At 41.8% G+C, this 18,411-nt stretch carries 9 protein-coding genes; 4 read left to right on the forward strand and 5 right to left on the reverse strand.

Features of this window, described 5'->3' with window-relative positions; translation table 11 throughout:
- Window positions 1–89: 89 nt before the first annotated feature.
- The 4 genes from AAEU30_RS05060 to fabB all read right to left on the reverse strand — a co-directional run bounded on the left by AAEU30_RS05060 (window position 90) and on the right by fabB (window position 8,233).
- Entirely contained in the window at window positions 90–4,379 is a 4,290-nt protein-coding gene (locus tag AAEU30_RS05060; protein ID WP_421959582.1) for a FimV/HubP family polar landmark protein, read from the reverse strand.
- Between the two features lie 357 nt (window positions 4,380–4,736).
- Window positions 4,737–5,753 carry an aspartate-semialdehyde dehydrogenase gene (locus tag AAEU30_RS05065; RefSeq protein WP_421959583.1) on the reverse strand — a complete coding sequence of 339 codons (1,017 nt, stop codon included), beginning with the start codon at window positions 5,751–5,753 and terminating at the stop codon, window positions 4,737–4,739.
- A gap of 13 nt (window positions 5,754–5,766) precedes the next feature.
- Window positions 5,767–6,909, reverse strand: a complete 1,143-nt coding sequence (locus AAEU30_RS05070; RefSeq protein WP_421959584.1) for a 4-phosphoerythronate dehydrogenase — start codon at window positions 6,907–6,909, stop codon at window positions 5,767–5,769.
- Window positions 6,910–7,018: 109 nt separating this feature from the next.
- Window positions 7,019–8,233 carry a beta-ketoacyl-ACP synthase I gene (gene fabB / locus AAEU30_RS05075; protein WP_087534539.1) on the reverse strand — a complete coding sequence of 405 codons (1,215 nt, stop codon included), beginning with the start codon at window positions 8,231–8,233 and terminating at the stop codon, window positions 7,019–7,021.
- Between the two features lie 181 nt (window positions 8,234–8,414).
- Here fabB and mnmC point away from each other — a divergent pair, with 181 nt between their 5' ends.
- The 4 genes from mnmC to AAEU30_RS05095 all read left to right on the forward strand — a co-directional run bounded on the left by mnmC (window position 8,415) and on the right by AAEU30_RS05095 (window position 13,230).
- Complete coding sequence (gene mnmC / locus AAEU30_RS05080; RefSeq protein ID WP_421959585.1) at window positions 8,415–10,433, forward strand: bifunctional tRNA (5-methylaminomethyl-2-thiouridine)(34)-methyltransferase MnmC2/FAD-dependent 5-carboxymethylaminomethyl-2-thiouridine(34) oxidoreductase MnmC1; 2,019 nt, start codon at window positions 8,415–8,417, stop codon at window positions 10,431–10,433.
- A 25-nt stretch (window positions 10,434–10,458) separates the two neighbouring features.
- Entirely contained in the window at window positions 10,459–10,785 is a 327-nt protein-coding gene (locus AAEU30_RS05085) for a hypothetical protein (protein ID WP_421959586.1), read from the forward strand.
- 112 nt (window positions 10,786–10,897) lie between these two features.
- Window positions 10,898–11,752 (forward strand): transporter substrate-binding domain-containing protein, encoded by an 855-nt coding sequence (locus tag AAEU30_RS05090; protein WP_421959587.1) that lies wholly within the window; start codon window positions 10,898–10,900, stop codon window positions 11,750–11,752.
- Entirely contained in the window at window positions 11,749–13,230 is a 1,482-nt protein-coding gene (locus AAEU30_RS05095) for a methyl-accepting chemotaxis protein (RefSeq protein WP_421959588.1), read from the forward strand. The genes AAEU30_RS05090 and AAEU30_RS05095 overlap by 4 nt, the downstream gene beginning before the upstream one ends.
- 39 nt (window positions 13,231–13,269) lie before the next feature.
- On the opposite strand, the gene AAEU30_RS05100 is transcribed toward AAEU30_RS05095, so the two are convergent.
- Window positions 13,270–18,402 (reverse strand): Ig-like domain-containing protein, encoded by a 5,133-nt coding sequence (locus AAEU30_RS05100; protein WP_421959603.1) that lies wholly within the window; start codon window positions 18,400–18,402, stop codon window positions 13,270–13,272.
- Window positions 18,403–18,411: the final 9 nt, after the last annotated feature.

An 18,411-nucleotide genomic window follows, 5' to 3' on the forward strand; every position in this document is an offset into this window, starting at 1 on the left:
AACGGGGCATTTTATGCTATATAGCAAGCTAATAAAAGTAAAAAGGGCATAAACTCGCGCTCATGCCCTTTGCTGCTAATTGTTATTTTTTACACCAATTTGGCTTTTAAGCTTTGCGCTTCTTGCTGTACTTCTTCAGGACCATTAGCAATGACATCCTCAATCGCATCAAGTGCTGAGTCCATATCGTCAATTTCAATATATGCCCTGGCTAAGTCGAGTTTTGCTGAATAACCCCCACTTTCTAAATCAACATCAGTCGGGTTATCTCCTGCTAATAAAGCATCAAACTCACCTAAGCCTACATCCATATCTACATCGTCATAAGGTTCATGCTCTGCTGTTGCATCATCACTTTGTTCAATTAAAGCATCAATATCAACAAACTCATCATCAGCAACTTGTTCTGCCTGTGGGGCTGCTGGCACATCAGCCTCTTCTGTTAATTCATCAAGTTGTGCTAAGTCTTCATTTAGCAGCGCATTAAAATCAACGTCAAACTCTGCACTATCATCTAAATTGAGTGGCTCAGGCTCGGCAAGTTCACTGAGTAATGCATCAAAATCCGTTTGCGTAAGATCAGCCATAAAGTCATCATCGAGCTGATCATCAGATAAGTTACTTTCATCAATCGTGCTTTCTAACTCATTAGCTACATCGCCGCTATTTGTGTTAGTTAGTGACTCTTCATTGAGTTCATCATTGTCAACATCGTGACTATCAAATGTTGGCTCATGCTTGAGCTGCTCTTCGTTTTCAGCATTATCTTGATCATCAGCAAGCAGCTCATCACCTATTAATGGCTCGTCATCAAATTCTTGCTCTAATGAGTCAAAATCTTGATTGTTTGACATAGCATCAGCGAGGTCTTGTTCAGCTTGGCTTAGCTGTAAGTCTGCTTGCTCATCCTGTTGTAACTGATCAGATGAATCCTGCTCTGTTTGCTGTGATTCACTTATTGCATCTTCAGAAATAGAGGTATCTGCTTGCGCTGGCTCAGGCTCTGTTGTTTCCGCTATATCTGTTGGGTTATCTAACAATACATCGTCAAGTAACTCATCTTCGATTAGCTGTTCGTCATCAAAATCGTGTTCTAAGCTATCTAAGTCTTGTCCACCTGCCATCGCACTGGCAAGATCTTGCTCGGCTTGGCTTACTTGTAACTCGCCAGTATCTTGTGCTAAATCTTCAACTAGCTCTTCGCTATCTAACTCCAGCTCTGGATACTCATCAAGTTCTTCGCTGGGTGTAACGAGTTCACTGTCAAGCTCTTCACTTTCTTGCTCAAGATCTGGAGTGGCCTCTTCGTCAGCAAGAGGGTCATCACCTAAATCAATCTCGATTTCTTCGATTTCATCATCAAGTGTATCGTTTAACTCTTTATTGAGATCATCAACATCAGACCACTCTGGCGTTGGTACGTAGTCGTCTTCTTGCTGTAGCTCATTTAAGAGTTCATCAACACTTTTTAATGATGGATCGTTATATTCATCTAATAAATCGTCCTCATCCATCATCACTTCTGATGAGTCATCTTCAAGCTCTGGCTCGTCTTCAAACTCTGGCTCAGCTTCTGGTTCTGGCTCATCTTCTAGCTCTGGCTCAGCTTCAAGTTCTGGCTCAGCTTCAAGTTCAGGCTCAGCTTCTAGCTCTGGCTCAGCTTCTAGCTCTGGCTCGTCTTCAAGCTCTGACTCAGCTTCAAGTTCTGGCTCAGCTTCTAGCTCTGGCTCATCTTCTAATTCAAGCTCATCTTCTAATTCAGGCTCATCTTCTAGCTCTGGCTCAGCTTCAAGTTCTGACTCAGCTTCAAGTTCTGGCTCAGCTTCTAGCTCTGGCTCGTCTGTAAGTGAAGATGCAATGCTTTCTACTTCATCAATATTGAGATCGTCTTCTGCACCTGACAACTCCTCAATTGAATCGGCAAGAGCTTCATCTAATTCAGAATTACGCTCATCAGCAAGCTCTTCGATATCATCTAAATCAAACTCATCGTCTTCTTCAACTAATTCAGCTGGCTGCTCTGGAGCTGGTTCTGATTCTGACTCTGCAGCTTCATCAATAAGGCTGTCGATATCATCTAAATCAAACTCATCGTCTTCTTCAACTAATTCGGCTGGCTGCTCTGGTTCTGAATCTGATTCTGACTCTGCAGCTTCATCAATAAGACTATCGATATCATCTAAATCAAATTCATCGTCCTCTTCAACTAATTCGGCTGGCTGCTCTGCTGCTGACTCTGACTCGGCTGCTTCATCAATCAGGCTGTCGATATCATCTAAATCGAATTCATCGTCTTTTTCAACTAATTCAGCTGGCTGCTCTGCTGCTGACTCTGACTCGGCTGCTTCATCAATCAGGCTGTCGATATCATCTAAATCGAATTCATCGTCTTCTTCAACTAATTCAGCTGGCTGCTCTGGTGCTGGTTCTGGCTCGGCAGCTTCATCAATAAGACTGTCGATATCGTCTAAATCAAATTCATCGTCTTCTTCAACTAATTCAGCTGGCTGCTCTGGTGCTGGTTCTGAATCTGGCGCGGCAGCTTCATCAATAAGACTGTCGATATCATCTAAATCAAATTCATCGTCTTCTTCAACTAATTCAGCTGGCTGCTCTGGGTCTGGCGTGGCTGCTTCATCAATAAGGCTGTCGATATCATCTAAATCAAACTCATCGTCTTCTTCAACTAATTCAGCTGGCTGCTCTGGTGCTGACTCTGACTCGGCTGCTTCATCAATAAGACTGTCGATATCATCTAAATCAAATTCATCGTCTTCTTCAACTAATTCAGCTGGCTGCTCTGGTGCTGGTTCTGATTCTGGCGCGGCAGCTTCATCAATAAGGCTGTCGATATCATCTAAATCGAATTCATCGTCTTCTTCGACTAATTCAGTTGGCTGCTCTGGGGCTGGTTCTGATTCTGACTCGGCAGCTTCATCAATAAGACTGTCGATATCAAAATCGTCATCTTCATCAGCAAGCTCTTCGCTGAGCGCAGCCAGTTCATCATCCGTGTTTTCCTGTGCTGCATCCTCTGACTTTTCGCTTGTTTGCACAGACTCATCTGCTTCATTTGCAAATAAATCGTCTAAGTCACTGGCACTTAAAATATCGCCATCGTTTTTATCCGCGTCTAGGTCAATATCATCCCCTAAACTATCGTCATCACTTTGATCAAAGTCTTGCTGTAAGAAAATATCTAGGTCATCATCTTGAGCTTCAGATTTTTCATCGTCAAAAACAATGTCATCACCAAGCAACCCATCAAGCTCATCTTGATCTAGAAGACTGTCGCCCTCTTCAAATGTATCGTCAATATTGTCATCAAAGATAATGTCATCATCATCAGGCAACATATCCGCTTCTAGGGTGTCATCAAGTTGAACACCAATGTCGTTCAGTTCGTCATCAACAGGATCAGGAATGATAGGATCTAATGAAGGGCCTAAGTCAAGGTCATCTTCTTCAGGGTAAGTTGGGCTTTGCGGTAAAAACTCATCATCGTCGTCACTTGGCTCTTCTTTATTATTACGCTTACGTAAAAACATAACTACAGCGAAAATAACCAACAATGCAGGAATTGTCATGAGCAATATGAGGACAATTGGATTATTTAACAGTGCAGCAAAGTCGAACCCACTGTCCTCTTCAATCTTTTTTGCTTTTTGCTGCTCGATTATTTCATTTTGTTTTGCAATGAGCTCTTTTAATTGCTGTTGTATTTCGCTGTCTTGGCCTAATTGGTTACGAACATTTTCTAATTCTTTTGAAATTCCAGTTAATTGCTCTTTCAGCTTATTATTTTCAACTAATATTTCTTCTACATTTTCTACAGATGACTTGAATTGGTTTTGCAGTTCAACAAGCTGAGTTCCTTGCTCAGTTTTAATGGTGTTTATTTCTTGTTTTAGTTCTTGTTTAGCCTCGTCCACGTCAACTTTACGAGCTTGTGTAACTTTTTTCTGTGAAGCTGAAATTTCACTTTTTGTTAGTGTGCCATTTTTCTTCTTTTCCCATAGTTCATCATCTTGCTCTGAGCGTTGTTTAGCAAGCTGTGGGTTTACGCTGCGAATTTCAGCAAGTGTGGGGATTTTTAAGTATGCGCCATCACGCATATGATTTAAGTTTTGATCTAAAAATGAACTAGGATTTTTCTCATACAAGGCTTGCATGACTTGGTAAATGCTAACGGAGTTATCTTGGCGCACCTTCGCTGCGATACGCCAAAGTGTATCGGTTGGTTTAATTGGCCCAATTGAGCGCCCTTGAACGCCATAATCAACCCCTTTTGGTCCCTTAAGTTGGGCACCATCTTGGCCGAAAACTGGTGTAACCACCAATGCAGACGCTAATAAAAGAAGTATTGCTAAACCGCGCATGCTGATCCTTTAATGTTTAAATGTTAACGCAGCGCTGCTATATAGCGAGTATGAGCGCTTAAACATTGATTATTTCATACAGAAATAACTTATATAAATTAAAATAACTTACATAAATTAAATTACACAAACTAATAGTTAATTAAAATTTCCTGCAAGCTTTATTCCAGTTTCAAACTATAAACCAGTTAGGTTGTAATATCTATCGCAACGTATTGAAACATAATTACTTAAACTTAATTAGCAGAAAATTTTTTTATTGTTATGGTTAAGTTTATACGCTTTTAGTTACGTTGCGGCAATTATTTGGCAGTTTAAAAGTAAAAAGCGGCAAATATGCCGCTTTAAAAGATGTGACTAAAGGTAGTTTTCTACTAGCTCTTCAGCGATTTGTACGCTGTTAGTTGCTGCACCCTTACGAGTATTGTCACTAACAACCCACATATTAAGTCCATGTGGGTGAGAAATATCTTGGCGCAAACGCCCGACATAAACTGTATCGTTACCACTGGCATCAGAAACAGCCGTTGGATAATCCCCTTCATCTTCAATAAGCTCAAGCCCTGGTGCGTCATTTAGTAATTGCTTAACATGCTCAAAATCATAAGGCATGCGCGTTTCAATACTAATTGCTTCTGAGTGACCAAAAAATACTGGCACTCTTACACACGTTGGATTTACAGCCACTGTGGTATCACCAAGAATTTTATGGGTTTCATTTACCATTTTCATCTCTTCTCGGGTGTAACCGTTTTCTTCGAAGGTATCAATCTGTGGAATAACATTAAACGCAATTTGCTTAGGGAATATTTCATTCTCCATTGGGCGTGCGTTCATTAAATTAGCAGTTTGTTTAGCAAGCTCATCAACGGCTTCTTTACCTGCGCCAGATACAGCTTGATACGTTGATACATTGATACGATCAATACCATACGCATCATAAATTGGCTTCAAAGCAACCATCATTTGAATGGTTGAGCAATTAGGATTCGCGATGATATTGCGGTTTCTAAAATCAGCTAAACTTGCTGCATTTACTTCAGGCACTACTAAAGGTACTTCAAAGTCATTTCTAAAGTGAGAGGTGTTGTCGATAACAACACAACCTGCATCTGCTGCAATTGGTGCATACTTTTCAGATACGCTGCCACCAGCTGAGAATAGACCAATGTGGGCTTGGCTAAAGTCAAACCCTTCAACATTTTGTACTTCAATGTTTTCGCCACGAAACTTAATATCTTCGCCAGCGCTGCGGCTACTTGCTAATAAAAATAATTGATCAACAGGAAACTTACGATCTTCTAAAGTTTCGATGATTTGACGACCAACTAGGCCAGTAGCACCGAGTACAGCAACATTGTATTTTTGTGACATGTTTATTCCTCTATTAATAATCGCCAATGTGGCCATTATTTAAAATGTTAAAACCGAGCTCCCGCAGTGTGGGTGCGTAGTCCCCAGCACCCGTTATATTTACGGTGCTGAATTCTCGTCTAATGGGGTAGTTTTTTCTTAAACTATCAAACCCTTGCAATGCTAGATGACGACGTAAAATACCATCATCACGGCGCACGTCATAAACTAGGTGTATCAGTTGGCCAAGATCAGCAAGAGTAAATGTGTCTTGCAATGAAACATCTGTAACACTTGGCTTAGGTAAAAAATCAGCCAAAGACTTATCAGCTTTTAGCCCTTCGATATTACACAGTGCTTGATACAACATTTGTGTACCGCGCGCTTTACCTTCTAACGTGTGCCCTGCTATGTGAACACTGGCAAAGCGCACGTAATCAAGTAGCTCGGTTAAAATAGTGGGTTCGTTTTCCCACACATCTAACACTAAATCGAGTGCAGCGCCACCTTGCATTAGTTCAAGTAACGCGTGGTTGTCAATAACATCTCCACGACTGGCATTGATCAAAGTCACACCACTTTTTAAAGCAGCTAATCGTGCTTTGTTCATTAAATGTAAGGTACTGTGTTTGCCTGTTTTTACTAAGGGCACATGAAAAGTCACAATATCAGATTGTGCAAGGAGTGTGTCAAGATCGCAATGCTCTGCCAGCAAACCTGCTTCATGCTTAGGCGGGTCGCAAACAAGTATATTTACATCTAAGGCCGCAAGCTTCTTTCGTAGGCAACTACCAATGCTGCCAACTCCAACAATACCAATAGTCTTGCCTTCAATACTGCTGGCATTTTCTTGTGCTAGCGCAAATAGGCTGCTTATCACATACTCTGCAACCGCAACGGCATTACAACCCGGCGCACTGGTGAAGGCTATTCCTCGTTGAGTGAGTAAATCAGTGTCAATATGATCCACCCCGATGGTAGCAGTCCCGACAAATTTAAGCTTATTTGCTTTATTTAATAACGCCTCGTTTACTTGCGTAACTGAGCGGGTAAGTAACACATCGACATCCACTAATTGATCGCTTTGCAATGAACGACCATCAAAACGTTCAACTCGCCCTAAATCTGCGAAGTATTGTTCAACTAAGGGCATATTTTGATCTGCAAGTATCTTCATTAACGGACTCGTTTACTCAAAGGAGCGGTATTGTAACGAACAACCCCCTACTAGCACAAACGAAAAAGCCGAGCATTTTTGCTCGGCTTTTATATATTAAAGCTTTTATCTAGCCTTTATATTTGCTCATAACAAGTGTGGCATTTGTGCCACCAAAGCCAAAGCTATTAGACATAACAGTGTTTAACTCAACGTCTTTACGCTCAGTAACAATGTTTAAGCCTGCAGCTTGCTCATCTAATTCATCAATATTAATTGATGGAGCAACAAAGCCATGCTCAAGCATAAGCAGTGAGAAAATAGCTTCATGCACACCAGCCGCCCCAAGAGCGTGCCCTGTCATTGCTTTCGTTGCGCTTATCATCGGTGAATTACCACCAAATACTTCTTGAATAGCACCTAGCTCTTTTACATCACCTACCGGCGTAGATGTACCATGCGTGTTTAAGTAGTCAATGCCACCATCAAGATCTTGCATCGCTTGGCGCATACAACGTACTGCACCTTCACCTGATGGTGCGACCATGTCGTAGCCGTCAGATGTTGCACCATAGCCAGTAATTTCAGCATAAATGTGCGCACCACGAGCAAGAGCATGCTCAAGTTCTTCAACAACAACGATACCGCCGCCGCCAGAAATAACAAAACCATCGCGGTTTGCATCATATGTACGTGATGCTTGCTCTGGTGTTTCATTGTATTTAGTAGAAAGTGCACCCATTGCGTCAAATTCCATTGCAAGGGTCCAGTGTAACTCTTCACCACCACCGGCAAAAATTACATCTTGTTTGCCAAGTTGAATTTGTTCAACAGCATGACCAATACAGTGCGCAGAAGTAGCACACGCAGAACTAATTGAATAGTTAACACCTTTGATTTTAAATGGTGTAGCTAAACACGCAGAAGTGGTGCTCGCCATGGTACGTGGTACCATATAGGGGCCTACACGTTTTACGCCTTTTTCACGTAAAATGTCTGCCGCTTCTACTTGCCATTTAGATGAACCGCCACCAGAGCCTACTAATAGTCCTGTGCGTTCATTTGAAACTTGTTCTTCATTTAAGCCAGCATCTTCAATCGCTTGTTGCATTGAAATGTAAGAATAAGCAGCTGCATCGCCCATAAAGCGCATGGCTTTACGGTCAACAAACTCTTTTACGTCAAGGTCGATTTTACCAGACACGTTACTGCGTAACTTGTAATCGGCAAATTCCTGGTTAAAAGCGATGCCGCTTTTACCTGTTTTTAACGATTCTAAAACTTCTTCTTTGTTGTTGCCGATGCTTGAAACAACACCGATGCCCGTAATAACGGCTCTTCTCATGGGTAATTACCTTAGCTTGATACTAAATTGTGATCTATTTTACGCTGAATTTTATAACTAAGTGGTCAGCTTTCTAGCGTACACATGTACTCTGAACGTATAGCTTATAAATAACGCCAGACTATTTCAAAGAAAACACGTAAAATAATGAAAAAAAGTACTCTTTAATTAATTGCATGCCATGATCAAAAACGCTGATATTCACTTTAATCACCTAGGCACTCCCGTTGCAGATAACTTCGACGACGTGTATTTCTCTAACGACGACGGTCTGGCAGAGTCTAATTACGTATTCTATCAACAAAATGATATTCCCAGACGATTACAAAATCATGACCAAGCACATTTTGTTATTGGAGAAACAGGCTTTGGTACTGGGCTTAACTTTCTTAATTCGTGGCTGCAATTTAAAAATCACTTAGCTAATAGGCAGCATGACGAGAATAAAGTTCAAAAGCAACAAAACGTTAACCGCTTACACTTTATTTCTTTTGAAAAATACCCAATGAAAAAAGCCGATTTGGCAAAAGCATTACAAGCTTGGCCCGAATTGGCACCATTGAGTGAGCAACTTGTTGCGAACTACCCGATGAACTTAGCTGGCTGCCACCGTCTTGAGTTTGAAAACGGCCAAATAGTGCTCGACTTACATTTTGGTGATGTGCAAGACGCAATTAACAACATGAGTTATTCACCATCGGGAGTTATCGATGCGTGGTATCTAGACGGCTTTGCACCGAGTAAAAACCCCGAAATGTGGCAGCAAAGTTTATTTAATTTGATGGTTGATATCTCTCGTAACAGTGCAACATTAGCCACCTTCACGGCAGCAGGTTTTGTACGAAGAGGATTAATAGCTGCAGGCTTTGAGATCCAAAAAGCCAAAGGGTTTGGCCGCAAACGAGAAATGCTAACGGGCAAGTTAGCACAAGCAAATGCCGCGCATTCTGCCCCGCCCTATTTTGCTAACCAAGCAAGTGAATTAAACAATGTTGCGGTGATAGGCGGTGGCATTGCCAGCAGTGCAGTGCTTTATAGCTTGGCCAAACGCGGTATTCATAGCCAGCTATTTTGCCAAGACAGTCAACTTGCGATGGGCGCCTCTCATAATGTGCAAGGTGCTGTTTACCCTCATCTTCAGGCAAAAAACTCACCTCACAGCGAATTTTTTGCCCATAGCTTTTTATATGCAAAACGTGTGTATCAACAACTAACAAATAATGGCTTTAGCTATGACCATCAATGGTGTGGTGTATTACAACACGCCGTAAAGCAACCTCTGGCTGAGCGGCATCAAAATATTGAAACCAAACAACTGTGGCCAAATGAGTTAATGCACAACGTAACCTGTGAGCAGGCAGATGAAATAGCAGGGGTTGAGTCTGGCTACGCTGGAGTGTACTTTCCCTTAGCTGGTTGGGTTAATCCGCCGCAACTAGTTAGCGCTCTTTTTGAGCAAGCACGTGCGCTGTCAGACATACAAAGTCACTTTAACTGTGACATTGATACACTTGAAAAAACAGCCAATGGTTGGATACTCAAAAGTGAGCATAAACAATTCGGTCCATTTACTGATGTTATTATTTGCGCTGGTGAGCACAGTGACCGCTTTACACAAACTAAAGCACTGCCCATCGTAGGGGTGCGAGGTCAAGTGTCCCATGTAACAGCTAGCGAGGCATCTAAAAAACTTAAAACGGTACTGTGCCATAAAGGATATTTTACGCCAGCCTATTTAGATAAACATTGTATGGGTGCCACTTTTGAAAAAAATTCAAAAAGTCGCGACGTTACCGAACAAGACAACATCACTAATCGTGAGCAGCTGCTTAATTTTTATGGCCAATGTGATTTTGCAACCAGCTTAGGCGCAATCGATTCTGCTAAAGCCGCTGTAAGATGTAGCTTTATTGATCACTTACCTATGGCAGGTCAGTGGGCTGAGCAAAGCGATTATATTAATGCGTTTGCTAACTTACGTTTAGGCAAGAGGTATCAGTATCAACCACTACAAAAGTCGCAGCAAGGCTTACACCTATTAACAGGCTTTGGCGCACGAGGGTTTTGCAGCGCCCCCTTGGCTGCTGAGTATTTAATTGCAAATTTGAATAACGAGCCAAGCCCGCTCAGTGAGCGGGTTAGCCAAGCTATTCATCCCGCACGCTTTATAGTGCGTGATTTAATCCGTAATAAAATTTAATAACATTCATTGTAAAGGAAAGAGTGTGAACAAAATAATAACGACCGTGCTCGTCGCATTTGCGCTTACGGCATTTAACAGCGTAGCTGATTTAGACGCAGTACCTCTGCCCGATGACTTTAAACCTACGCTACAAGTTACTGATGAGTACCCGCTTGTACAAACCGGTTATTCTGCGCAATCTGTTGCTGATATTGCTGAATTTTATATTTCTGAACTAGGTAAACCACAATTAACCCGCGGTGATAACTCACGTATGACACTATTTTACGCGGTAGGAAATGAAAATATCCGCATCAGTCTATACACAAATGACTATAAAACTGAGATTGCAATAATGCTTACAAAGTAGTCATGACCGGTCCCTAAATCACAGTGAATACGTATGCATATAACAAAAGGTTGAGCTGACTTTAAAACAACCGTAGTTTGTAATTAACACAATTATAACAACGCGGTTTTATATGCGCTATTTACTCTTAACCCTAGTGCTCTTCATTAGCTTTTTTAGCTATGGCGAGCCTATAAAATTACAAAGTTACTCAAAGGATACATCCCTCCCCCACAAGCTACTCATTGCAGCATTAAACAATGCCGACTTAGATTACATTCACCCATACGAAAGTGATAAAGACATTTCTAATGCGCGCATTTTAAACGATGTGAAGATAGGCCAACTCGATGTAATGTGGAGCATGACATCACAATCCCTTGAGCAAGATTATCAAGCAATATACATCCCGCTTTTTAGAGGGCTGCTAGGGATGCGTTTAGCGATCGTAACCCAACAAAATGTCGAAATATTTAGGCATGTAAGCAACATAGCTGATTTAAAAAAGTTTCGCGCTGGCCAAGGCAAAACGTGGCCTGATACAACCATTTTAAAAGAAAACGGCCTCAATGTAGTCACTACATTAAAATACCCAAACCTGTTCCCAATGCTTGAAGGTGGTCGTTTCGATTATTTTCCTCGTGGTGTAAATGAACCCTGGGATGAAATAGTCAATTATCAAGATTTAAATTTAACTGTAGACCCATACATATTATTAAAATACACCGCACCGCTGTATTTTTTTGTTGCCAAAGAAAACGCGCAACTAGCACAAAAGCTGACGCAATCACTGAATAATATGATCAAAGATGGCAGCTTTAGCAGTATGTTTTTTAACGATAGCCAAGTACAAATGGTATTGAAAAAAGCAAATTTAAAACAACGTATTTTTATCCCTCTTAACAACCCTAATTTAAGTTCAATGACCCCTTTATCTCGTTCAGAGCTTTGGTTCGACCCACTTAATGAGAGTACAACAACACAATGAAATCATTACAATACAAAATAACCATCGCACTGAGCATTTGTCTCGTTATCATATTTGGCTTTGTTGTAAGCGTTAACTATTACTTATTAAAAAATAGTGAAACGCAGCAATGGCAAGAAAACATCACAGCACTGGATCAACAGTTAACCGTTATTTTGGCTGAGCCTGTTTTTTCATACGATAAGCCACTGATTGAACAAATAATTAATGCTTTTGCTAAAAACCAAAACATTCAGTATATCGAAGTAGTTGATCATCGTAATAAACGTTTAGGCAACGTAGGCCAACAAAGTAATGCAAAAAACGTAATCGCTCATCAGTTACCCTTGTCTGTTTCAGATCAAGCAATTGGCACTATAAAGATAAAATACAGCCAAGATGCGCTCAATAAGGGTATTTTCAAAGCGGTTAAAACTATGGTGATCACTTTAGCTATTTCGTTTTTACTGCTCGGTGTAACAATTATTTATGTGTGTCGCTTTATCATTATCAAGCCTATTGTTGGTGTAAACCAACTTGTTGATGAGCTGGTACGCGGTGGAGGTGATTTAACCCAGCGTATTAACTATCAATCAAGTGATGAAATTGGGTATTTAGTGGCAGGGTTTAATCGCTTTATTAACGAAGTACAGCAAATCATTGCCAGCCTTGGTAAAACAGCCACCGAATTAGAAATCATCGCAGGCTCTGTGAACGAAGCCACAGTGAGATCTAAATACGAAGCTGAGCAAGAATATGCACTGACTGATGCTGCAACGTCATCCTTGAGTCAACTCAGTGAGGCCACAAAAGAAATTGCATTTGGCGCAACTCAAACGGCAGATCAAACAACAAAAGTGCAAAACTTGTGTCAAGATGGCCAATTAAGTATGAGTAATAACAGTACCTTAATCCATGAACTTGAAAACCAACTTGATCATACTTCAAGCGTGGTGGATCAACTGAACAGTCGCAGCAGTGAAATAAGCCAAGTACTCGATGTAATAAAAAGTATCGCCGAGCAGACCAATTTACTTGCCCTTAACGCCGCTATAGAGGCAGCAAGAGCTGGGGAGTCAGGCCGAGGCTTTGCCGTGGTTGCTGATGAAGTACGTGCACTGGCGAGTAAAACTTACCATTCAACCTCTGAAATAGAGAGTATTATTGGTGCACTGCAAACTAACGCCAGTGAATGCGTAGCCGCCTCACAAAAAAGCAAACACGTTAGTAGCCAAGTGATCAATGCTAATAAACAAAGCCAACACGTGTTTCATAATATTGCCGAGCAAGTCGACGAAATAAACCTCATGAATGAGCGCATTGCCGCAAGCTCAGAACAACAAACCTTGACCACCCAAGGAGTTTTAACCACGATGGAACAAATTAACCACGGTGCAAAATCATTAGCACAAGAAGCCGAACACCTTGACGAGACCATAAAGCAACTAAATGATCTTGAAAAAGGCATTGTACAAAAATTAGGGCTATTTAAATATTAAACGTTAGCGGCCAGCCAGCTTGGCTGGCCAACTAGATTGTTAAAATTTATATTCAAAACCCAGAGTCCACTCATTCACATCATTTTCGTTTAATGTGTAATGGCTAAAGTTAAGCGAAACATCTGTATTTTTTAATATAGGATAAGCCAATTGCCCACCAAAATAAGGGCGAGTATTTGACTCATTATACTCAACTTTTTGCCCCGAATTATTAAGACTCTCAATAGAATAATGATAATAAAAAGCGCCTATAAACAGCTTACTCTTTACTTGGCCAAACAAAGGAAACACATAGGCAGTTTGCAGTGCAGGCCCTTGGCCCAAAACTGGCACCTTGTTAGATAAACTCAGGTGAGTATTGGTCGGGTCAAGTGTGTCGCCAACAAAAGTCGTACTTCCTTCACCTAAATTAATATAGCGCAGGCCAAATTGCCAATTAGAAGCCAAAGTGTAATTACCTGCGATAGACCAACTAACATCGGTGTCGTCGTAAGCTGTATTCGCGAAAACCGACTCACTCATTACTGATGGAGTCCCGGCCACTGCGGCATAACCAATCTGCCCATCAAGTGACCATGTACCTGCTACCGCGGGCTGGCTCGCAATAGATACGGTTGCAAGTAAAGCCCAAGGTGCCACCTTGGTTGTACGACGAATTAGCACCCCACCAAGCAACATTATCACTAACATTCCTCCCATGCTCCCTGATGAACTATTATTCACTGCTGTGGTTGTATAAGCTTTTACAGTCACTTTTACTTCACCCTGGCTACTTGCGCCTTTGCTATCTGTTACTGTGTATTCAATTAGATCTACACCGTCAAATCCCTGTTTTGGTTGGTAACTCAATGTTCCATCTGAGTTAACAGCCACTTCACCTTCATTAGCGACTGCACTAGTTAGCGTTAGTGTATCGCCATCTACATCGCTATCGTTACTGAGTACGTCAATCACAATTTGGGTGCGGTCATTGGTCGATGCATTATCGGCCGCTGTAGTTGGCGCACTATTAACAACAACATTAACTGTAGCAACATCAAATGCTGTACCTCCTTGTCCATCAGATACACTGTAACGAATAGTGGCTGTACCGATGAAATTACTTAATGGCGTATAACTAAGTTGATTATCAATAATTGTGACTTCGCCAAAATCAACATTTGCACCAGTAAGTTTCAATACATTTGTATCTTCATCACTGTCATTATTAAGTACATCAAATATTATTGTACTACCTACTGCTATGACTGCTTGGTCAGACTGAGTAATTGGGTTGTTATTATCTGTTTTCATAACAGCAACACCACCTGGATCCACAATTTGACCGTTTACTGACGCATCGACATCATTAAGGCCGCCATCGGCTATACGCAGCCGCACACACCAATCTCCCTCTTGGAGGCCCTCTTGCCACAGCTCGCTTGATGGAGATGGACAATAACCTCGCTCGCCTTGGGTAGAATAAACTTGGTCTCCTTCAGTCGTGTCAAAGTCTCTCCATTCATTGCTCATGAGTTTACGGTAAACAGCGTTAGCAGGTATTGGCATGCGTTGCGGCAATACAATGTTATAGCGCGAACCTACAGGTTCAATATCTGTAACAATAAAGCCAAAATAACCGCTTATGTTGAGCATTCCCTCATCGGCAGGCAATTCTGATGACAGAAACTGCAGCGCACCACTACTATTTTCTAAGCCTGAATAAGCTTTTCTTAAGCAGCCATCGATATCCCCTTCTACTAAGAATTGCGTTGTCTGCGTGACTTGCTCTGGCATGACATAACACATGCTGATTGGATCTAAATAATCTGCAATACCATCATTGTCACTGTCTTGGTAACCTTCTAAAACATCTGGGAGTAAATCTTTATCAGTATCAGTGTTTGTTAACTCAGGTAATTGTGCTACCACCTCAACATACCGAGTTACTGTACTTGATAAGCTCTGTTGCGCATTATCAGTAGCAGTAACAGCAATATCATAAATACCTTCTGTCAGATCAGCTGTTGAAAACACAAACGTATCAGAGTGATCTGCTAAGTTGATAATTCGCTCATCGTCTACTTGCCAGCTTATTGAAATTGTATCCGTTGGGTTATTATCCGTAGCGAACGCCCGAACTGTAACCAAGTCGTCATTGGCTAATACAAATGGTCGAGTCTGGTTATTTTGCTCAATAGTCGTTGATAACGTTGGCGCAATATTTTGCTCCGTAATTGTTATAACGCTCGAAGCATTTACACCTGTGTTAAGGCTTTCATCTAGCGTAATGGTCAAAACCTCATCAGCTTCAACTTCACTATCGGCGAATACATTAAAGCTAATTTCGCCCACCAAACCTTGCTCTATCACGACTTCACCAGCAGTTAAGTCATGGTCATCCTCAGTCGCTGTTCCTGAGATAGTATATGGTATCGTTATTGGATAGCTTGGCGCCTCGCCGTTTAAATAAACATAGGTGGTATAACTTTGTTGTTCAGCGACTTTTTTACCCTTATCAAGAGATACTTGTGGATGAACAAGTACCTGCTGCTCAGCCAGGGCCATGTTGCCAGCACTATCGGTTGTTTGCCAATATACTTGATGTGCGCCGGGGGCAAACAACATACTTGGCTCTACAGTGCTAACTGGTAGTGGATTTCCTTGAGCATCAAAGGCTGTTGCCGTGCCCAATTTAACTCGTGTAAATAAGCCCGTAGCATTTATGCTCACATCTACTGGTGCTGTTATTGTTGGCGCTCCGTCCATCTTTTCATTAAAACTAAGCGTAGCATTAGCATGGCTATTAGCATTGTGAGGATCAGTAATCATATATTCAATATTAATACTGCTTAGTGTGCTTGCAGCCAACTCAAAAAGTAATTGATTATCAACAATTGAGACTGTACCCACACTCGCTTTAGCGCCAATAATATTGAGCGTATCACCGTCAACGTCGGTGTCATTAGCAAGCACGTCGAGGGTATATTGACCACTTTGTGAAGGCGTTAGATTAAATGTATCTGCCAAGGCCTGCGGCTCATCATTCACTGACGCAACGTTTATTGCTACTGTCGCAATTTGCGAGTTATCTTTACCGTCAAATACTGAGTAACTAAAGCTGTCACTGCCATGATAGTTTTCCTCAGGTTGATAGCTAAATACTCGCCCTTGCACTGTTAAGCTACCAAATTGTGGCTCAGTGACTAGCTGTATCGCTAAACTATCTTCATCACTATCACTAATTTTCGCGCTCACACTGATAGCGGTATCTTCTTCAAGATTCAGCTGCATGTCATTAGCAATAGGCGGCGCATTTACATACGTTACATCAATACTAAATGGATTAAGCCTACTACTTAGTTGCCCATCAGTTACGCTAATCAAAATGTTGCTATGTAAACCGACGTTTTCCCGTGTTGGTACTCCGCTTAGGGTTCCGCTGGTACTATCAAAAGTGGCCCAGTCCGGCTTATTGGTAATACTAAATGATAGCGTTGTACTATCAATATCTGACACTGTTGGTGTAAATGAGTACGATTTATCTTGGGCAATTGAAGTTAATGGTTCACCGTTAATCATTGGTGCATCATTAATATTTACCACACTCAACGTAAATGGCGCTAAACTTTGTGTCGCAATGCCATCAGTGACACTCAGTGTTATATCTGAATAGAGACCTACATCCGCATTACTTGGCGTACCGCTAAGTTGCCCTGTTGTAGTATCAAACGCTAACCAACTTGGTTGATTCTCAATACTAAAACTTAAACTATCACCATCGTTATCGGTTGCCGTTGGTATAAAGCGATACAATGCATTTTCATCAATAGTTAGGCTTGGCGTACCACTTATGATGGGCAGATCATTCACACTATTTATAGTAACTGACACAGTATTAGCCACTGAATCAAGCAAGCCATCATTCGCGATGTAAGTAAACTGATCTTCGCCAAAGTAATTTGCATGACCTTGATAAGTTACTTGCTCGCCAGAGATAGTCGCAGTACCGTGAGCTGGCTGCTCAACAACTAAATACGTTAAAGTATCTCCTTCAATATCATTACCAAGTAAGTTAATAACAACCGCGGTATCTTCGTCAACATTGGCACTTTGTGCGCGGACCGTTGGTGCATCATTAACTGCAGTAATAACTAACGAAATAGCTGTGCTTGCAGAATCTAATTGGCCATCATTAACAACAAAATTAAAGCCATCATTGCCGTTATAATTAGCGTTTGGCGTATATAACCAACTGTCATTACTTTGCTGCACGAGCGAGCCATGTAATGCACCTTCATCAATACGATAGCTTAGATCATCGTTCTCTATATCAGAGCCTACTAAAGTGATCAATAATGCTTCATCTTCTGCTAGGACAAGTTCCTGTGCAATACCTATTGGTGCGTCATTGACCGGGTTGACCGTCATGGTCACAGTAGCCTCGTTGGAGGTTGCGCCGTTACTGTCTTTAACAGTATAAGTGAAGCTGTCGCTGCCGAAGTAATCAGCATTGGCGGTGTAAATAATTGCCCCGGTCGCTGTTACTTGAGTTTGCCCGTTGCTTGGTGCACTGACAACCGTCACACTGCTGACATCTAAACTGTCGCCAGTATCCACATCGCTGTCGTTACCCAGTACGTTGACCTCAAATGAGCCTTCTTCTTGCAGTTGCGCGGTGTTATCCATGGCTACGGGAGCGTCATTCACCGCATTAATAGTCAGTGTCACTGTAGCAGGCGTTGAGCTTAAGCCTTCACTGTCGGTGAGTGTGTAAGTAAAGCTAAACACACCGTTGACATCTTGTTTAGGTGTTATCGCTAAACTGCCATCAAGATTGACACTCACATCCGCAAAGTCGTACATGCCGGCGCCTGAGCCTTTGCTCTCTAAGCTGACGTTCGCCGCATTAAAGCCGCTGTCTTCCACGTCTGAGTCGTTGGCTAAAATAGCCAAACTCACTGCGGTGTCTTCATCGGTTGTCACTGCATCATTCACAACTACAGGACGGTCATTCACTGCACCAATATTTACCGTAACAGTGCCTGGCAATGATACCCCACCTTCGCTATCGGTAACCGTATAGGTAAAACTGTCTTGCCCTGTCACATTCGCATCTGGGGTATACACAAAGGTGCCCGCGGCTTGGTCTAACACCACTTGCCCTGACGTTGGCCCGCTGACAAGGGAGATATCCCCTGT

It is taken from the genome of Pseudoalteromonas mucoides (assembly GCF_049257175.1).
GTDB lineage: Bacteria > Pseudomonadota > Gammaproteobacteria > Enterobacterales > Alteromonadaceae > Pseudoalteromonas.